15 protein-coding genes are annotated in these 18,363 nt (G+C 60.1%); 4 read left to right on the top strand and 11 right to left on the bottom strand.

Going from position 1 to position 18,363, the window contains the following annotated elements; translation table 11 throughout:
* Nucleotides 1-35: 35 nt before the first annotated feature.
* Nucleotides 36-995, bottom strand: coding sequence for an NAD-dependent epimerase/dehydratase family protein (locus BN874_RS04855; RefSeq protein WP_051497428.1), 960 nt, complete (start codon nt 993-995; stop codon nt 36-38).
* A 96-nt stretch (nt 996-1,091) separates the two neighbouring features.
* Between BN874_RS04855 and lpxL the strand changes: the two genes are divergently transcribed.
* Nucleotides 1,092-2,021, top strand: a complete 930-nt coding sequence (lpxL, locus tag BN874_RS04860) for an LpxL/LpxP family Kdo(2)-lipid IV(A) lauroyl/palmitoleoyl acyltransferase (RefSeq protein ID WP_230314333.1) — start codon at nt 1,092-1,094, stop codon at nt 2,019-2,021.
* A 15-nt stretch (nt 2,022-2,036) separates the two neighbouring features.
* Nucleotides 2,037-3,095, top strand: a complete 1,059-nt coding sequence (locus BN874_RS04865; RefSeq protein ID WP_051497429.1) for a glycosyltransferase family 9 protein — start codon at nt 2,037-2,039, stop codon at nt 3,093-3,095.
* A 20-nt stretch (nt 3,096-3,115) separates the two neighbouring features.
* On the opposite strand, the gene BN874_RS04870 is transcribed toward BN874_RS04865, so the two are convergent.
* Nucleotides 3,116-3,949 (bottom strand): glycosyltransferase family 2 protein, encoded by an 834-nt coding sequence (locus tag BN874_RS04870; protein WP_230314334.1) that lies wholly within the window; start codon nt 3,947-3,949, stop codon nt 3,116-3,118.
* A 105-nt stretch (nt 3,950-4,054) separates the two neighbouring features.
* Between BN874_RS04870 and BN874_RS04875 the strand changes: the two genes are divergently transcribed.
* Complete coding sequence (locus tag BN874_RS04875) at nt 4,055-5,122, top strand: glycosyltransferase (RefSeq protein WP_034431263.1); 1,068 nt, start codon at nt 4,055-4,057, stop codon at nt 5,120-5,122.
* Here BN874_RS04875 and BN874_RS04880 read toward each other — a convergent pair.
* Nucleotides 5,079-6,296 carry an O-antigen ligase family protein gene (locus BN874_RS04880; protein ID WP_051497430.1) on the bottom strand — a complete coding sequence of 406 codons (1,218 nt, stop codon included), beginning with the start codon at nt 6,294-6,296 and terminating at the stop codon, nt 5,079-5,081. The genes BN874_RS04875 and BN874_RS04880 overlap by 44 nt on opposite strands.
* Nucleotides 6,296-7,285 (bottom strand): glycosyltransferase family 9 protein, encoded by a 990-nt coding sequence (locus BN874_RS04885; RefSeq protein WP_034431265.1) that lies wholly within the window; start codon nt 7,283-7,285, stop codon nt 6,296-6,298. The genes BN874_RS04880 and BN874_RS04885 overlap by 1 nt, the downstream gene beginning before the upstream one ends.
* A gap of 102 nt (nt 7,286-7,387) precedes the next feature.
* Here BN874_RS04885 and asnB point away from each other — a divergent pair, with 102 nt between their 5' ends.
* Nucleotides 7,388-9,193 (top strand): asparagine synthase (glutamine-hydrolyzing), encoded by a 1,806-nt coding sequence (gene asnB / locus BN874_RS04890; RefSeq protein WP_034431267.1) that lies wholly within the window; start codon nt 7,388-7,390, stop codon nt 9,191-9,193.
* Here asnB and BN874_RS04895 read toward each other — a convergent pair.
* The 7 genes from BN874_RS04895 to groL all read right to left on the bottom strand — a co-directional run.
* Nucleotides 9,190-10,308, bottom strand: a complete 1,119-nt coding sequence (locus BN874_RS04895; protein WP_034431269.1) for a glycosyltransferase family 4 protein — start codon at nt 10,306-10,308, stop codon at nt 9,190-9,192. The genes asnB and BN874_RS04895 overlap by 4 nt on opposite strands.
* The gene (locus BN874_RS04900; protein ID WP_034431271.1) at nt 10,296-11,204 is read right to left on the bottom strand and encodes a mitochondrial fission ELM1 family protein; all 909 of its coding nucleotides are present in this window, start codon (nt 11,202-11,204) and stop codon (nt 10,296-10,298) included. Before BN874_RS04900 ends, BN874_RS04895 begins: the two co-directional genes overlap by 13 nt.
* Nucleotides 11,205-11,234: 30 nt before the next feature.
* Nucleotides 11,235-11,438 (bottom strand): zinc-finger domain-containing protein, encoded by a 204-nt coding sequence (locus BN874_RS04905; protein WP_034431274.1) that lies wholly within the window; start codon nt 11,436-11,438, stop codon nt 11,235-11,237.
* Between the two features lie 46 nt (nt 11,439-11,484).
* Nucleotides 11,485-12,405 carry a branched-chain amino acid transaminase gene (locus BN874_RS04910; protein WP_034431276.1) on the bottom strand — a complete coding sequence of 307 codons (921 nt, stop codon included), beginning with the start codon at nt 12,403-12,405 and terminating at the stop codon, nt 11,485-11,487.
* A 15-nt stretch (nt 12,406-12,420) separates the two neighbouring features.
* Entirely contained in the window at nt 12,421-15,354 is a 2,934-nt protein-coding gene (gene glnE, locus BN874_RS04915; protein ID WP_420886106.1) for a bifunctional [glutamate--ammonia ligase]-adenylyl-L-tyrosine phosphorylase/[glutamate--ammonia-ligase] adenylyltransferase, read from the bottom strand.
* Nucleotides 15,355-16,797, bottom strand: coding sequence for a YdgA family protein (locus BN874_RS04920; protein WP_034431280.1), 1,443 nt, complete (start codon nt 16,795-16,797; stop codon nt 15,355-15,357).
* A gap of 109 nt (nt 16,798-16,906) precedes the next feature.
* Nucleotides 16,907-18,363 (bottom strand): chaperonin GroEL (gene groL, locus BN874_RS04925; protein WP_034431283.1); only part of this gene is annotated, 1,457 nt, incomplete at its 5' end.

Raw genomic sequence — 18,363 nt, forward strand, 5'->3', positions numbered from 1 at the left:
GGGAAACGTGAATTATAAACAAAAAAATATGTACGTCAAGCCATCACCACACTCTTTTTATCTTCCCCATGTGCCAGCTCGTACAAGCCCTGAGCGAATGGAATTTTTGCGTTGAATTCCAAGCGGTTCCGCAACAAACCCGGATCGCCCAGTGAATGCCGAATATCGCCAACTCTCGCAGCGGCATACTCTGCCGGCGGGGTATTCGGAAACAGTTCCCGGTAGATCGCCAGTACCTGATTCAGGGAAATCGCACGTCCTGTGCAGACGTTGTAACGACCGCTGGCAACGCCCCCCCTGGTTAATACCTCGCCATTGGCGCGTGCTACATCCCGAACCGAGATGAAATCCCGGGTTTGCTCGCCATCGCCATGGACAATCACGGGTAGGCCGTGTCGGAATCGGTCGGTAAAGATAGACAGGACGCCTGAGTATGGTGATGCGGGATCCTGACGCAGGCCGTAGACATTGAAATAGCGCAAACAGACCGCCTCCAGCCCGTAGCTGGCTGCGTAGCCCAGCAACATTACCTCGGCGGCCAACTTGGCGGCGGCGTAAGGCGATTGGGGTTGTGGGAGATCCGATTCTCGGTTGGGCAACGACGCAACCACGCCGTACACGGCGGCTGATGAGGCAAACACCAGTCGCTTGCAGTCGAATTCGAGACACAACCGGGCGATACTATCAGCAGCAGCCAGATTGATCCGGTAGTTAAGTGCCGGTTCGTGAAAGCTTTCTGGAACGCTGACCAGTGCGGCAAGATGCAATACTCCGGCGAAACGATGCTGCTGAAACAAAATGCGCATGGCCGTTTCATCGCCAGCATCCGCGTTCACCCACTCGAAATCAGGTGATGTATGTGCAACGACCAGATTTTCCAGCCGCCCGGTTCGTAAATTGTCGACACCGATCACCCGTACCCCTTGCTTGAGCAACCATTCGACCGAATGGCTGCCGATGAAACCGGCCGCGCCCGTTACCAAAAATGTTTGCATGATGCGTTACTCTCCAAATCCGTGACCAGCAACTCTTGGATAATTACCAGACGGGTGCTGTTTACAATAACAACTCTAGTGAAGATCGTACCCATCGTGACCCTACCTACTCATTGGTTTCACTGGCGTTTTCTGACGCTGCGCTATTGGCCCATCTGGCTGGGCCTGGGCCTGATGCAGATCATGGCTGTACTGCCGTTTCGTTGGCAACTGGCAATCGGTGGACAAGCGGGCCGCTGGATCAGTCGAATTGCTCGCCGCCGCCGGCGGATCGCTGCAATCAATCTAGCGTTGTGCTTCCCGGAATTGACGGCGACCCAACGAGCCGCATTGTTGGAAAATCACTTTGCCGCTCTCGGCATTGGCTTATTTGAAACCGCCATGGCCTGGTGGGCACCCGATAAAAAGCTGCGCGGATTGGCGCGGATTGAAGGCGCCGAAAATCTGCAACAGGCGATGGATCGCGGCAAGGGCGTGATCCTGTTGACCGGGCACTTCACCACACTCGAACTGGGCGCCCGCTTCATCACCTGGCAGCAGCCGTTTCATGCAATGTATCGGTCCCACAAGAATCTACTGTATGAAGCTGTGATGCGCCGTGAACGCGAACGCCGTTCTCGGTTGCCGCCATTGGCCCACGAGAATCTGCGTGGCCTGCTGCGCGCCTTCAGACAGGGGCGTGCAGTCTGGTATGCCCCTGATCAAAATCACGGCATCCGCAACAGTGTATTTGTTCCCTTCTTCGGAGTGCCGACATGTACCCTCACGGCCACAACACGGCTGGCGACCTTGAGCGGCGCGGCGGTGGTTCCGTACTTTCCCCGTCGTTTGGCGGGAAATGCCGGCTACGAGATCGCCATTCTGCCTGCACTTGATCATTTTCCGAGTGGTGACGTGGTCGCTGATACCCGGCGCATTAACGAACTGCTGGAACACCATATCCGCCAAGCGCCTGAGCAGTATCTTTGGGTTCATCGCCGTTTCAAGACTCGTCCGCCGGACAGTCCTCGCATTTACCCGCTCTGAATCTGGATTCCCTAGATGCTCTACTGCGCCGATCTACCCGCCGATCCCACCATTCACCGCATTTTGCTCATCAAATGGAGCGCCATGGGAGATGTGATCATCGCCACTGCGCTGTTCGAAGACATTGCTCGGTCATTTCCAGATCGGGAACTTCACCTCGATACCCAACCAGGCTGGCAAAGCCTGTTCGCGTCCGATCCCCGGTTTCAGCGTATTCTCACCGTGGACTGGCGCGACCGCCGGCAACGGATCCGTCAAATGGCGGCGTGGCTACGGCAGGTACGAGCACAGCATTACGATCTGGTGATCGATTTGCAATGCAATGACCGGTCGCGGTTGTTGCTAAGCTTGCTCTGGCTGAGCGGCCAGCGTGTCCGTTACCGTCTCGGCAATCGCCGCCAGCTTCCCTACAACATCGCGCCAGTCGAACTGCCCAAACCGTCGCATATTCTCCTGCGCAGTCGTGCCGCATTGCGGGCCGGCGGTATTCCAGCGACCACGCCTCGCCCCGTTTTGAATATCCCCGAACGCAACCGGGCGCACGCCGGTAACTTCATCAAACGCCACGGCTTGTCGCCCAACGGTTACGCCATCTTTCTGCCCGGTTGCAACGCCAGCGGTCACCTGAAACGCTGGGGCGCCGCTCGCTACGCCGCGCTGGCGACCCGGCTGCATCGGGAAGGTTTGGAGCGGATCGTGCTGATCGGTGGCCCGGATGAAGTAGACGAATGCCAGCATATCGAGCAGCAATGCGGAGCTTGGCTGGTGAACCTGTGTGGGCAGACCGAGATTCTCGATATCCCTCCCTTATGCGAGCCGGCCTGTTTCATCGTTGCCAATGACACCGGCACTGCCCATTTAGCCGCTGCTACAGCTACGCCAATGACGGTATTGTGTGGTCCCACCGATCCGCGCCGGGTCAAACCACTGGGTGACAACGTGACGGCGTTGCAGGCCGAGCTGCCCTGCATCAATTGTTACCGCAAGAGCTGTTCGCATCACAGTTGCATGGCGATGCTGACGCCGCCCTTGGTTTTCCAACATCTGCGAGCAACGGGGTGGGAGAAAGCGTGACTCAAGGTTTATCAGCCGATTCAAGGTTTATCAGCCGATTCGGATTGATATTCGCTCGGTAGCGGCGGCGCGTCATCCGGCAGCAACCGGGTTCCGTGCTTGGCAAATTGATGGTGTTCATACAACTTGGCGTATTTGAGGAAAACATAGAATGCCGCGATCACCGAATTGATCAATCCGGCCCAACCGTTCATAAAGTTACGCTTGAACAGGTAGCTGCGGATGAAAAACAGCGGTGGGTAAAACAGCATGATCAGCGGGATTCCCCAGCGTTGCTTCTTGAGTTTATCCGCCACCAATCCGGTCGAGTAGGCATTGATTTTCTCGACCTTGGTGTGAATATCGGTCTCGCCATAGTGGTACAACGGCGCTTTGAGCCGGGCGATGCGGCCTTGCACCTTGGGTGCGGCGTGGATCGGCCTATCATCAATATCACCCTCGCGCTTATCGAACAGCCGCAGGTAATGATTCATCCGGGTTGCCGGGTTATACATTCGCCAGAACATCTGCTCCTGGCGCGGGATTTCGTAGCCATCCGCAGTCGGTTTGTGCTCCAGCAATCGGCGGATTTCGGTCTGGAGATCAGGTGATAGCGCCTCATCGGCGTCCAGCAACAACACCCAATCGTGGGTCGTTGCTGCCAGCGCCATCCGTTTCTGCGGACCGTATCCCATGAATTCGTGCTGGGTAATCTGTGTACCGTAACGCTGGCCGATAGCCAGCGTATCGTCGGTGCTGAAGGAATCCACTATGACGATTTCATCAGCCCATTTGACGCTCTCCAGACAAGCCATCAAGGTGCGACCGTTGTTGTAGGTAGTGATGAATACCGAAAGCTGGGTTCGGTCGATCATAAATCACGCCTGTTCTCAATAGGATTTTCATTTAGAGTATGCATCACATCGGCCTTCAATAGCGTGCCCAATTTTGTGTGGCAATTTGATTGCAATCCTCTATCCATGATCTCATCGGCCCATATTATCGGCGGTGGAGCGCTCGGCGGAGCCGAGCTTTTCTATGTCCGGTTGATCAATGCGTTACAGGCGCGACAACAGCATGTACTGTCGCTCAATATCCCAGGGGGTCAAGTGTCAACCCGACTGCACGCGGAGGTTGCTCAAATCCATGTGCCGATGCGTGGGATTTGGGATTTGCCGTCACGCTGGCGGATCAGCGCGATTGTACGCGAGCATCAACCCGATATTGTCCAGACCTACATGGGCCGCGCCACCCGGTTGACCCATCTGGAACCGGGGCGGCGTCCGATCCACGTCGCCCGACTGGGTGGCTATTATGACCTCAAAGGCTATCGGCACGCTCATGCCTGGGTCGGCAATACCCAGGGTATTTGTGACTATCTGATCAACAACGGATTGCCCGCCGCACGGATCGCTCACATCGGTAACTTCGTTGACCTCCCCGCTGTCAGCTCGCCGGATCTGCTGGTGGACTTACGGCAGCGGTTGCGCATTCCCGAAGAGGCGCTAATCCTGGTCGCGGTGGGTCGCTTGCATCCGGTCAAGGGTTTCGAGGATCTGCTGGTCGCCCTATCCACGCTCGGTTCTACGCTTGATCACCGACCGCTGTATCTGGTCATCGTAGGCGACGGCCCGTTAAACGCCAGGCTCCACCACTACGCTGATCAGATCGGCGTCGGCGGGCGGGTGCGTTGGGTCGGCTGGCAACTGGATCCCCATCCCTATTATGAACTGGCTGACCTATTCATCTGCCCATCACGCCATGAACCGCTGGGCAACGTAATCCTGGAAGCCTGGGCTCATAGTCGTGCGGTGTTATCCACTCAAACCGCAGGCGCGTTGGAACTCATTGCCCATGGCGAAGATGCCTGGCTGGTTCCACCACAACAACCGCAAGCACTGGCCGATGGCATTCGCCAACTGTTGGTAGACGAAGCGCTGCGGGAACGGCTGGCGACCAACGGTCGAACAAAAGTGGAGAAGCATTACAGCCAGCAACACATCGTTAACGCCTATCTGGAATTGTATCAGCGGCTGCTGGCAGAGTAGCGCAGTAGCTCAGTCCTCCCAAACAGGCGAACAGGTAACAGGCGAAGTAGCGGGAGGTATAACTAAAACTCAACAACCCGGCGGTCATGATCGCCAGCGCTGCCGCCAGCACCACCCCAGCGCGCTGACGATCCCCGGCAGACAGCCGCTGCCACACCCACGCCAGCCGCCCCAATACGGTACCGATCAACGCTAACAGCGCGCCTAGCCCAAGCAGACCGGTTTCGTACCAGGCATCCATCAAAAAATTATGCAGATGTTTGACCTGTATCTGGTTGCTGTCGATCTCAAAATTGAGTACCTGCGTGGCTCGGAACCCATTGCCGATTCCCACCCCCAGCCATAGCCGTGCCGGCGGATGCGCCAGCGCTTGCCGCCACAGAATGGTGCGCCCGGTAGTGAAAGCATCCAGCGGATGTTCCGGATCCATTTCCGCTTTGCGAAATGGCCCGGTATTGGCAACGATGCCCATCGCCAGCACCAGAATCATCAGCAACGCGATCCAGCGTAGGCGCCAGCCCAGCACCGTCCAGCAGAATACCGCCAGCCCCACGCAGAGACCGAGTAGCGCCGCTCGTCCTTCAGCCAGCACCACATAGCCCAAACTGGCCGCGATCACGCCGACCATCGCACCATAGCGCCAGCGAGCCTGCTGTTGCCGCCAAATCCAGCCCAGCATAAACGGCAACAAAAAGGGCAGGTTGTCTTCCTGGAGTTGAGTGCTGGGATCAAACGGCTGACCGGACCCGCCGAGGACATAATAGGGCAGCAATACATACAATCCTGCCAGAGTGATCCCACCCAAGAGCGCCATAACGTTCAGCAGGCGGTCGAGTTGAGTGGAAGACTCCTGTAGCGCTGCCTGCATCAACAGCAAGGTCAGGCTTTGCATGAGGAACATCCCCCAAGTCCTTAACGCACCCGCCGGTTCCACCGCGCCGGGGATTCCCAGCAGAAACACACTCAGTAGCAGCAGATACAGCAGCGCAGTCATGCGATCCAACTGCTTCCGGCGACTCCACAGACTGAGCAATCCCCACAGCGCATAACTGCCGGCGACCACATTGAATAGGGCGCGGCCACCGATTTGGGTCAGTGGCAACACTGCTGGCAATAGCCAACCTTGGCGGAAGAAGGCTTCCTGAATCTTGTAATGGAACGGAGTGAGTTTCATCAGGCCAACAGCCGCGTCAATGTTTCGAGGACATGAGGGATCGTGATCGCCGCCATGCCCCGTTCGCCGGGTGGCGGGGTGACCGGGCAGATAAAGCGGGAATGGGTCAACGGCGCCGATCCGCCGAACAGGCCAATGGCCGGCACCTGCAACGCGGCAGCCATATTCAACACCCCGGTATCGTTGCCAATATAGGCACGGCAACGAGCCAGCAACGCCGTGGTCTGTTCCAGCGGCAGCGCCACCGCATCCGCTGCCATGCCGCTACCCTCGTTGACCTGGCTGAAAATCTTATCCGCCAGCGTCCGTTCTGCGGGTCCGCCCACAATGAAAATCGAACCCGCCCGTTGACGGTGCAGTGTCAGCACCAGTTCTGCGAAGCGCGCCACGCCCCACTGTTTCCAAGGCTCACTGCTGCCGATGCCTAGCGCAATCCACGGCGCGGGCCAAGCTGCGAACCGTTTGGCGACCGCCTGCGCGGCGGCGGCATCCACGATCAGCCGGGGTTCTGGTTCAGTGCGGGGGATTTCCAGAAGATTCAGCAGCGCATCCGCCCGGAGGATGGGATGAGCGTGGCGCAGGTCGGTGGGCAGACGTACCGGCACACTCAGCAATAGCGATTGCAGGCCGATTCCATAGCCGATCCGCTCCCGGATCCCGGCTAACTGCGCCGCCAGCACATAGCGAGCGCTACCGTGCAGAAACCACACCCGCTGATAATTCTCTGAACGCAGCAGCGCGGCCAGTCGCAGCAGACCGCGCGGGCCGGCGTGGCGACCGGCTTCGCGTTCCAGCCACAACACCCGCTCGACGCTAGGATCAGCGCACAACAGTCGATCCGCTTGGGAGCGCGGCTTGGTCAAAATATCCACCTGGCCCTCGACCGTCGTCGCGGCAATGGCGTGAATATGAGGCAGATGCCAAACCATATCGCCAATGCCAGGCAATGGTTGCACGATCAACGTTCGCCGGGAAAGCGTGAGGTTCATATCGCAAAGCTCAACTCTGAATGCGCGCAACCGCGCAAATTTGATCTGTATATCATAGCCACCTTGCCGACCTTGGCTCGGCAACCTCAAAGGTCAAGCGGCATGTGTGGAATCGCGGGTTACTATCTGAAAACACCGGAAGCGGATCGGCGGCGACTTGAGGAAATGGCGCGGCGGCTGGCGCATCGCGGCCCCGACGGACAGGGCTTTCACACGGCGGGTCGCGTCGGGTTGGCGCACACGCGGCTGTCTATCATCGATCTCGCGGGCGGCGCTCAACCTCTCTACAGCGAAGATCACCGGCTCTGCCTGGTCGCCAATGGTGAGATTTACAATAGCTTGGAACTGCGCCGGGAACTGGAAGATTTGGGCCACAGCTTCGCTACCCATTCCGACTGTGAAACTATCCTGCATGCCTACGAAGCGTGGGGCGAGGCGGCGCTGGATCGGTTGCAGGGTATGTTCGCCTTTGCCCTCCACGACACAGAGCGCGAGGAACTGCTGCTGGTTCGGGACCGGCTGGGGATCAAGCCGCTGTACTTCACCATTGGAGCGGAAGGACTCGGTTTCGCTTCAGAGTTGAAGGCGCTGCTGCCGCTGATCGGGCGACCCGAAGTCGACCCGGCGGGACTCGCTCAATACTTGCAGCATAATTTTACCTGCGCCCCGCATACCCTGCTTGCGGGGGTTAGCAAACTGCGACCGGGCGAACTGGCGAAGATGGGGCCAGACGGCGTTTTGCACCAGCGCCGCTATTGGTCGCCGCTACAAACGGCGCAGCTCGACCTGACGCTGGATGAGGCATTGGAGCGTTTCGATGCCCTCATCGATCAGGTAATCACGATCCATCTGCGCAGCGACGTACCCTTTGGCCTGTTTCTATCCGGCGGCGTGGATTCCTCCCTGCTGGCCGCGCTGATTTCCCGTCAGATTGGAGAACCTTTGCGTACCTTCTCCGTTGGGTTCCCGGATACCTCGGTGCATAACGAACTGGCGGCGGCGGCCAGAGTGGCGGCGCAATTCGGCACCCGCCACACTGCCATTGAGGCGCGAGCCGACGAGTTGCTGGAACGACTGCCCCATGTGGTGTGGGCGGCTGATGACCTGACCGCCGATTACGCCAATCTGCCGGTGTCCCTGCGGGCCGAGCGGGCTGGCGCGGAATTGAAGGTGGTATTTTCCGGCGAGGGCGGCGATGAGGTCTTCGCCGGCTATGGCCGCTACCGCGTGCCGCTGCTCAAGCGCCTGCTGGCTCGACTACGGCATCCTGGCGGCGGCGATTTCCGTGGCCGTGGCCTGTTTTCCGCTGAGGCAGCGCGCTTGTTTCGGCCTGAATTAGCCGAGGCTATGCAGCACTGGCGGGCACCGTTCGCACAGGCTTGGAACGAGACGCCGGCAACCTGGACCCGGCTGATGCGGATGCAGTACGTGGATCTGGAAACCTGGTTGCCGGACGATCTGCTGATCAAGGCCGACCGGATGCTGATGGCCTGGGGCGTGGAAGGGCGGGTGCCGTTTCTGGATCACCGGTTGGTGGAATTCGGCCTCGGCCTGCCCGATGCGCTGAAAGTGGAAGGCCGCAACGGTAAACGCTTCCTCAAACTCTGGGGCGAGCGGTTTTTCCCCAAAGCGCATCTCTGGGGCCGAAAAAAAGGCTTTACCGTGCCGGTGCGGGACTGGTTCCAGGGTGAGCGGCTGGAACGGCTGGACCAGGTGCTGACGGCTTCACCCGGCATGGCCGCCTGGTTCGATCCAGCCGCAGTACGCCAGATGATCGAGCGCCAGCGCAGCGACCGCAGCGGGCCGCTCTGGGCGCTGCTTAACTTTGCGCTCTGGCACCGCATCATGGTGGAAGACGACGGTGCAGCGCCTCCGACCCGGCAAGACCCGTTTAGCTATTTCCGTTAATGGGGGCACTGATGCAGCACGGCATACAGCGCCAGCGTCTCATCCAGCATTCGTTGCAGCGGAAATACGGGCTTTGGCGGGACTGGCGGCGCAGCAGCCAGCAGTTCGATCACCCGTTCCGTCAGCGCCTCCAGATCGCCGAATGGCACCAGACCAGCGGGATAGACTCGGGCCAGAATCTCGCCGACGCCGCCATGCCCATAACCAACCACCGGTGTGCCCAGGCTCAACGCCTCCAGCACCGTGCGCCCGAAGGATTCGGGTCGGGCCGACAGCGACAGCACCAGGGTGGACACCGCGTAAATTTCGCGGATGTCGCTGCGATGGCCGGTAAATAGAATCACATCGCCCAGACCCCGCGCCCGCACCTGTTCCTGCAACTCATCCGCGTAGCGCTGGCGGCGTGGTTCAACCCCGCCGACGATCAGCCCGCGCACCGGTAAACCGCTCGCCCGCAGCCGGGCCATCAACTCGATGAATTCCTCATGGCCCTTGAGCCGGCTCAAGCGTCCCGGCAGGGTCAACACCGGCGCATCCGGCAGTTGCGGATAGTGCCGCCGCCAGTCCGCCAGCCACGCGGCGGAAGGTTGATAGCGATACGGGAACGCTGCGGGGTCCACACCACGCGGGATCACCTGCACTCGCGCTGCGGGCAGTTCGGGATAATGGCGTTGTAGATACTCGCGCACCGTCTCGGACACCGCGATCACCCGCTCGCCGCGAGTCATAATCGCGCTGTAGCGGGAAATCGAATACAGCCCGTGTACGGTGGTGACAAAGCGGGGTCGAGTTGCTGGATCCATACCCCGCCACGCCAGCCAGCCGATCCAGGCCGGCAACCGCGAACGGGCATGGAGGATAGTAATGCGCTGCTCGGTGAGCCAGCGCCGCAGCGGCCAAACCCAGCGCAGAGTGAGCGGCGATTTAACGCCGAGCGACCAGCCGAGATGTTCACTGCCGTCGCGCAGTAATTCCGGCACCAGCCGCCCGCCGCTGGAAATGACTACTGAACGGTGGCCGCACCGAACCAGTTCCCGCGCCACCTCCAGCGTCCCGCGCTCCACCCCGCCGCCGTTCAAGGCCGGCAGCAGTTGCGCCACACTTAAACGAACCATCGCTCAACGATCCAGCGGGCGCAGCGTTCGGCTTCATTGAAGGGCTGGGTAAGTGGGCGAAGCGGCCGATTCCGTTGCCAGTCGGCAAATAAAGTCACCCAACCGTCGCCGGTCAAGCGATCCAGTCCCCGGCTGATGCGGCTGGCGCGCTGTTGCGGTAGCTCCAATACGCCTACCGCCGCCCCGGCGGTCAATGCTTCGTAGACCATGGACACACTGTCGGCGCTTACCCACACCTGTCCAGCGCGGGTCAGTTGCGCCGGCAGCCAATCCGGGCCAGTTTCCGTGACGGGAATCACGCTGAGTCTTTCATCAGCAATGCGCTGTGCGCTTTCCAGAAAACTGGGGGGAGTGCGGCGCGAGGTGGTCAAAGTCCAATGAATCGCGGGATCAGCGGCAATAATCGCGGCGATCTGCTGGCATACCTTCGCGTCATCCCAAGCAAAATGCGCCGACGGACCGCCGATCAGCAGCAATCCCCGGTCGGGTTCCAAAGTGACGGACGGGAAGATGCGGTTCAGCGCCCCACGGGTGGCAAGCACATTCGGGCGAGTGGGCGGCGTGTCATGTTCCGGGATCAGGCAGAGATCGAACAACCGCAGAGGCAAGCTGGGACGCATCAGCACCACCGCTTTACCCCCCCGCGCCCGGCGCGCAGCCAGCAAGGAAAGATGGGTGCGATGACCGGCGCCTAATAACAAATCGGGCACAGGTTGTTGCTTCCAAAGCGGTAGATAACCACATAGCAGACCACTGAGAGCGGTCAATGGCGGCAGCGGGTTCAGCGTCACTATCTCGACCGGCTGCAACCGGGCCAAGGCTTCGGCCAATCCCCGGCTTTGGCTGTCATGGCCGGCTTTGCCATCGCTGAATCGCCAGACGACCAGGGTCGTCATCGGCCAGACCGCCCGCGCCCGAACCGCTGATCAATTCACCAAAATATACTCAGCACCACAGTACGGACACTTGGCTTTGCCGGTGGCTTCGATGGGCAGATAGACCTTGGGATGGGAACACCACAGCATCATGCCCGGCATCGGGCAGGACAGCGGCAAATCATTGCGGCTGACTTCGTAGGTATTCTGGGCATTGGGCATGCCCAGGGCGGGAGCAGTGGCGACAGCGGCCATGGAACGATTCTCCTACTAATGAGGGGTAATTCAGCACCTATCGGCTTCAGACTTGCGTCAGCCATTCGGGATAGATTTCGCGGCGACCATGGACCTGATCGAAATACAACGCCTGCAAGCGCTGGGTGATCGGGCCGCGCCGGCCCGATCCAATAGCGCGACCGTCCACTTCGCGGATCGGCGTGACCTCGGCGGCCGTGCCAGTGAAGAAGGCCTCGTCGGCAATGTACACCTCGTCGCGGGTGATGCGCTTTTCCTTGACCGGAAGACCGAGATCGGCGGCAAAGCGGATAATGGTGTCGCGAGTGATCCCTTCCAGCGCCGAGGTCAAATCCGGGGTATAAATAACTCCATCGCGGATGATGAAGACATTCTCACCGCTACCCTCGGCGACATAACCCTCGGTATCCAGCAGCAGGGCTTCGTCATAGCCGTCGCGCAGCGCTTCCTGCAATGCCAGCATCGAATTCATGTAGTTACCGTTGGCTTTGGCCTTACACATCGTCACGTTGACATGGTGGCGGCTGAACGAGGAGGTACGGATGCGAATGCCGCGCTCCAGGTTCTCCGCACCCAGATACGCGCCCCATTCCCAGGCGGCAACAATGATATGCACCTTGAGGTTGTCGGCGCGCAGCCCCATGCCCTCGGGTCCGTAGAAACACATCGGGCGAAGGTAGGCGCTGGCGAGATTATTGGCGCTTACCGCCTGCCGGCAGGCCTGGTTGATCACATCCTTGCTGTAGGGCATCGGCATCCCGACGATGTGAGCGGAGCGGAACAAGCGGTCGGTATGCGCCTGGAGCCGGAAAATCGCGGTGCCCCGGTCGGTGGCGTAAGCACGAACGCCCTCGAAGACGCCCATGCCATAGTGCAAGGTGTGGGTCAGAACATGAGTATTGGCTTCGCGCCAAGGCACCAGCGCACCGTCATACCAGATCAGACCATCACGGTCGGCCATCGACATTGCAAAATCTCCTCATTATGGGTGTTCAATGGCTGTATCGCCTTCCATCAATTGTCGCCAGACCCGAATCACGTTCTCACGCTCCGCTCGCGCTTCATCTGCGGGAATTTGAGCCGGTTGCTCTTGCAGCGTGAGCCGATGAATGCGGCGGCGCAGCCCCCGGTAGGCATGGCGCAACCGGGCAGCATGAGCAATAGACAACACATCGAAACGTTCCAGCCCGTCAATCTGGCGGATATTGTCGGTGAAAATCAGCAAATCCGGATAGCGATGGGCATTTGCCAGGATTTGATATTGCACCATAAATTCAATATCGGCGATACCACCCCGACCCTGCTTAAGGTCGAAGACCGTGGCGGTGCTGGCATCCAGTTCGGTGCGCATCCGCTCGCGCATCGCGCAGACTTCCTGCCGCAGTACGACCGGATCGCGCTCGCGTTGCAACACCGCACGGCGAATCGTCTGAAACCGCTCGGCCAACGCTGCCGGTCCCGCGACGATTCGCGCCCGCGCCAACGCCTGATGTTCCCAAGTCCAGGCTTGATGCTGCTGATACTCGGCGAACGCCTCAAAGGAACTGACCAATAATCCAGCGCGACCGCTGGGGCGCAGCCGGGTATCCACTTCGTAGAGATCGCCCGCGCCGGTGCGAGTCGTCAGCCAGTAGATCATGCGCTGCACCAACTTGGCGAAGAACGTGGCATTGTCAATCGGGCGCAAGCCAGTGGTCACTTGCTGTTCCCCGGCGCTGTCATGCAGAAACACCAGATCCAGATCGGAACCGTAGTTGAGTTCAATCCCACCCAGTTTGCCGTAAGCAACAATGGCAAACCATGCTTGCCGGGGTACTCCGGCTACCACGCAACAAGGAGGACCAAATTTGGGCAGCACATCGCTCCACGCCAGTTCCAGCACTTTACGCAGCAGGGCTTCGGCAATCCCGGTCAGATGATCACTGACGATCATCAACGGCATGGCGCCACTGACATCGGCAGCAGCGACCCGCAGCACTTGCGCCTGCTTGAAATAGCGCAGGGTGTTCAGCAATTCCTCGGCATCATTGGTCGGTACTCGCGCCAATTGCCGGTCCAGTTCCATTGCCAGTTGTTGGCGATCCAGCGGCGCGTACAGCAGCGCGGGATTCAACAAATCGTCAAGCAGCAGGGGGAAACGAGCCAGATGCTTACTGATCCAGCCACTGGCGGCGCACAGCTTGACCAGATGCGCCAAGGCATGGGGATGATCGGTCAACAGCGCCAAATACACCGAGCGGCGGGCCACCGCTTCCAGCAGCTTGAGGATCCGATCCAGCGTCGCGGTCGGTTGCGGCGAGGCGGCTACCGCCTGCAATACTTGCGGCAACAAGGCATCCAGCCGTTCGCGCCCCCGCGACTCCATGCTTCGATAGCTAAAGCCGGTTTTCAGTGCCTGCAACTGATTCCAGGCGCGGGCGGGTTCCTCGAAGCCGTGTTCGCTCAATAAGCGTTGCGCCCGGTCTTCACCCGGATTGCCCGGCCATAACCTCGCCAACGCATTTCCATCTGATTCGCTATCCGGCTCCGCTGCGCCGCCGAACACCTGCGCGAACTGTTGTAGCACCGCTTCGCCATGCCGGGTCAGTTCCAGGCGGAATGCGGCCCAATCGGGATAGTTCATGGCAACCGCCAACCGCAGTTGTGCCAATTCGTCTTCCGGCAAGTTATGCGTCTGCTGATCCGCCCACGCCTGCAAGCGATTTTCGACCCGGCGCAGAAATTCATACGCCTGTTTGAGACTGCTCACCGCGCTGTCCGGCAAGCGGCCACTAACGGCCAGATGATCCAGCACCCGTAGAATGCTGCGTTGCCGCAACACGGGATCGCGCCCACCGTAAACGAGCTGGAAAGCTTGGCCGATGAATTCGATCTCGCGGATGCCGCCCGGCCCCAATTTGATATTGCGTCGCATTCCCTTGCGCTCGACTTCTTGCGCGATCAGCGCCTTCATCCCGCGCAGCGCCGCGAAGGCGCCGTAATCCAGATAACGGCGGTACACGAATGGCCGCAATTCCTCCAGCAGCCGCGCCCCGGCTTCGCGGTCGCCGGCGATGCAGCGCGCCTTGATCATGGCGTAGCGTTCCCAGTCGCGGCCATGGTTCTGGTAATAATCCTCGAAAGCGGCAAAGGAAATCGCCAGCGGCCCAGCATCACCGAATGGCCGCAAGCGCATATCCACCCGGAATACGAAACCGTCAGCCGTCGGCTCGGCCAAGATTTTGATCAGGCGCTGACCGAGCCGGCGGAAAAATTCCTCGTTACTGATGACCTTCGCCCCGTGGGTCTGGCCTTGGCATGGATAGGCGAAAATCAGGTCAATATCCGAAGAGAAGTTGAGTTCACCGCCACCCAGCTTACCCATCCCCAACACCACCAGCCGTTGCGGCTGACCTTCGGCGTCACCCGGTACCCCGAAACGCCGACATTGCCAGCCATGTAGCCGATCCAGCGCGGTGCTGACGGCGACCTCCGCCAGTTCCGACAGATCGCCCAGCGTTTCCTCCAACCCGGCCAGTCCGGCCAAATCGCGCCAGGCGATGCGCATCATTTCCCGGCGGCGGAATCGGCGTAGCGCCACCGCCAGACCGGTTTCATCCGCTGTGTCGGCGACCTGCCGATCCAGCCGGGCGGCGTACTCTCCCGGCGCGAAAGGAGTCGTCAGATCGCCACTGGACAGCAAATCAGCCAGCAGTGCCGGATCGCGGATGCAGGCGCGAGCCACAAATTCGCTGCCCGCCCAAACGGTGATCAGTGGCTCCAGCAGCGGGCCGGTGGGCAGCGGGACGCCCACTGCGGAGGCTGCCGGGTTAAAACTTTCCCAGTATTGAGCAAGCTCTTGCCGCAGCGGCTCCGGCAGCCGGTTCAGACCCGCTTCAAATTCGGTCATCACCGGCTGCCTTGGCGATGATCGCAATCACTGTGGCGCCGGTGCTTCCGTGTTGCCATCCGGTTCCACTGGCACCTCTTCGCTGTTGCTGTCTTCACTCGCCGCCGGCAACGGAATTTCCTTACCGTTCACCAACAGTTTGCCGCCTTCAAACCGCGCCGTGGATTTGTACTGATCGCCTTCCAGCCGGAGGAAACCGGCCGCCATGACCCCTTCGAGCTGCTGCGCTGCCTGCCCCTCGCTCATCTTGTTCAATTCCGTTTCAAGCAACGCCTTGGACACCGTGACATCGGCTGATCCTTTTTCCAGCGCAGCCAGCAGTCCCATCGGATTTTGCATCGAATTCATCAGGTCGAAGTCCTGGAAGTTCAGCACCAGCTTACCCTGCCATGTGCCCTCGCTCAGCTTGGCCTGGGTGTCGAGCGCGAATTCCGGTTTGCCAAGCAACAAGGCTTTCATCAGCTTCGGCAACTCGTCCATCGCTTGCGGATCGTCAGGCTTACCGGCCAGTTTTTGTTGCCACTGCTGCAATTGCAGCACGGCAGCACCATCCAGATTGCGCAGTGCCAGCCGCAGACTGCCGCTGCCACTGCGTTGATTTGCGCTGATCTGGTCCGCCTTAATCACGACTTCACCGGCGACCTGCTGGGTGCCTTGCGGGCTGAGCGCGCCGGTTATAGTGAGATTGGTGATGACGACTGGAGCGCCGGTAGCCTGATCCTGGGCGCGCAGTTCGCCGATTCTGAAACTGGATTCGCCAAACATCAGATCGAAGGCGCCCTTGCGCTGGTTCACGTCCAGACTCAGGTTGCTGAACTTGACCTGACCCGCGCCGCTGGCGGGCTGCCCTTCACTGGCGGTCGGTTTTTCGATCACGTCCAGACTGGCAACCGTCATCTTGCCCCGCACCGCCGTACCGCGTGGCGCGACTTGAAACTGGCCTTGCAGACCGGAGAAATTCAGGCTTTGCATCTCTTCGACGTTGCTCAAGGTCAACGGTGGCATCGTCACCAGCGTATCGCTGGCACCATCAAAACCCACCTGCGAGATTGCTACAATCGGTTCCTGTCCACCGTACAGCTTCGCCAGTTCGCGGGTCCAGGCGCTGCTGTCCGGATCCAGCGTGGCGCGCACCACCGCCCCGCCCCAGTTCATCGGCACCCCCGGCACATTCCGACCGGCCAGCGGCAACGGACCGTGGTAAATATCCTGCCGGATTGAGAACGAGGGATCAGTCTCCTTGGACTCACTGCCTTCCGGCAGCGTGAACTGGACGCGGGTTACGGAGTGGGACGAGAGCAGTCCGCGTTCGTAACGAACGGTCGTGAACTTGATATTGGGATTTTTCGAGCCTTCGGTGAGCGCATCCTGATACCAGCGCTCCGCCTGCATCCCCGACCAGTACGCCACGCCCGCAAACCCCGCTGCGGCCAGCACCAGAATCACGACCACTCCAACCAGTTTTTTCATCGGTTTTCCCTCATTGTTTCAATCGCGGCATTATTTCATAAACCGCCCACAAAAAAGCCCCGCCGAAGCGGGGCTTTTTCTTTCAGACCAGACTGCTTTCAGGCGATGCTTACATCATGCCGTCCATGCCACCCATACCGCCCATGCCACCCATGCCGCCGCCCATGCCGCCCATGCCGCCCGCTTCCTTCTTGGGCAGTTCGGCCACCATGCACTCGGTGGTGATCAGCAGCGCGGCCACGGAGGCCGCATTCTGCAAGGCGTAACGGGTCACCTTGGTGGGGTCCAGGATACCCATGGCCACCATGTCGCCATACTCGCCGGTGGCGGCGTTGTAGCCATAATTGCCGCTGTTCTCCAGAATCTTGTTCAGGATCACCGAAGGTTCTTCGCCCGCATTGGCGACGATCTGGCGCATTGGCTCTTCCATGGCGCGCAGCGCGATGGAAATACCGACATCCTGATCGCTATTGCTGCCCTTCAGATACTTGATCGCTTGCAGCGCGCGGATCAGCGCTACGCCGCCACCGGCGACCACGCCTTCTTCAACCGCCGCGCGGGTGGCATGCAGCGCATCTTCGACCCGGGCCTTCTTTTCCTTCATCTCGATCTCGGTCGCAGCCCCAACTTTGATCACCGCCACGCCGCCGGCCAGCTTGGCGACGCGCTCCTGCAACTTCTCCTTGTCGTAGTCGGAGGTGGCTTCTTCAATCTGGCGGCGAATCTGATCGACCCGGCCCTTGATCTCGTCGGCCTTGCCCGCGCCGTCAATAAGGGTGGTGTTTTCCTTGCCGACCACGACCTTGCGGGCGGTGCCCAGATCAGCCAAGGTGGTTTTCTCCAGGCTCAAGCCGACTTCCTCGGAAATCACCTGGCCGCCGGTCAGAATGGCGATGTCCTGCAACATGGCCTTGCGGCGGTCGCCGAAGCCCGGCGCCTTGACGGCGGCCACTTTGACGATGCCGCGAATGGTGTTGACCACCAAGGTCGCTAGCGCCTCGCCTTCGACATCCTCGGCGACGATCAGCAACGGCTTGCTGGCCTTAGCCACGCTCTCCAGCACCGGCAGCAGGTCGCGGATACCGGAAATCTTCTTGTCGTACAGCAGGATCAACGGGCTTTCCAGCTCCGCCGTCATGTTCTGCTGGTTGTTGAGAAAGTAGGGCGAGATATAGCCGCGATCGAACTGCATGCCTTCGACGACATCCAGTTCATTGTCCAGGCCCTTGCCTTCCTCGACCGTGATCACGCCTTCCTTGCCGACCTTCTTCATCGCGCTGGCGATGATTTCGCCGATGGCTTCATCCGCATTAGCGGAAATGGTGCCCACCTGGGCAATGGCCTTGTCGTCGGTGCAGGGCTTGGATAGGGTGCGCAGTTGCTCGACCGTGGCGGTCACCGCCTTGTCAATGCCGCGCTTCAGGTCCATGGGATTCATGCCGGCGGCAATGGCCTTCATGCCTTCGCGGACGATGGCCTGAGCCAGCACGGTGGCGGTGGTGGTGCCGTCGCCGGCCACGTCGGAGGTTTTGGACGCGACTTCCTTGACCATCTGCGCGCCCATGT

The organism is Candidatus Contendobacter odensis Run_B_J11 (assembly GCF_000531125.1).
In the GTDB taxonomy this organism is placed as follows: domain Bacteria; phylum Pseudomonadota; class Gammaproteobacteria; order Competibacterales; family Competibacteraceae; genus Contendibacter; species Contendibacter odensensis.

Excerpts from the sequence above, each read along its gene's own strand:
- BN874_RS04895 (WP_034431269.1), bottom strand. The coding sequence starts at position 10,308 with ATGGTTCGTTTAAGTGTGGCGCAACTGCTGCCGGCCTTGAACGGCGGC.
- BN874_RS04900 (WP_034431271.1), bottom strand. The coding sequence starts at position 11,204 with ATGACGACCCTGGTCGTCTGGCGATTCAGCGATGGCAAAGCCGGCCAT.
- BN874_RS04870 (WP_230314334.1), bottom strand. The coding sequence starts at position 3,949 with ATGATCGACCGAACCCAGCTTTCGGTATTCATCACTACCTACAACAAC.
- BN874_RS04885 (WP_034431265.1), bottom strand. The coding sequence starts at position 7,285 with ATGAACCTCACGCTTTCCCGGCGAACGTTGATCGTGCAACCATTGCCT.
- BN874_RS04875 (WP_034431263.1), top strand. The coding sequence starts at position 4,055 with ATGATCTCATCGGCCCATATTATCGGCGGTGGAGCGCTCGGCGGAGCC.
- BN874_RS04920 (WP_034431280.1), bottom strand. The coding sequence starts at position 16,797 with ATGAAAAAACTGGTTGGAGTGGTCGTGATTCTGGTGCTGGCCGCAGCG.
- asnB (WP_034431267.1), top strand. The coding sequence starts at position 7,388 with ATGTGTGGAATCGCGGGTTACTATCTGAAAACACCGGAAGCGGATCGG.
- BN874_RS04910 (WP_034431276.1), bottom strand. The coding sequence starts at position 12,405 with ATGTCGATGGCCGACCGTGATGGTCTGATCTGGTATGACGGTGCGCTG.
- BN874_RS04855 (WP_051497428.1), bottom strand. The coding sequence starts at position 995 with ATGCAAACATTTTTGGTAACGGGCGCGGCCGGTTTCATCGGCAGCCAT.
- BN874_RS04905 (WP_034431274.1), bottom strand. The coding sequence starts at position 11,438 with ATGGCCGCTGTCGCCACTGCTCCCGCCCTGGGCATGCCCAATGCCCAG.
- BN874_RS04865 (WP_051497429.1), top strand. The coding sequence starts at position 2,037 with ATGCTCTACTGCGCCGATCTACCCGCCGATCCCACCATTCACCGCATT.
- BN874_RS04880 (WP_051497430.1), bottom strand. The coding sequence starts at position 6,296 with ATGAAACTCACTCCGTTCCATTACAAGATTCAGGAAGCCTTCTTCCGC.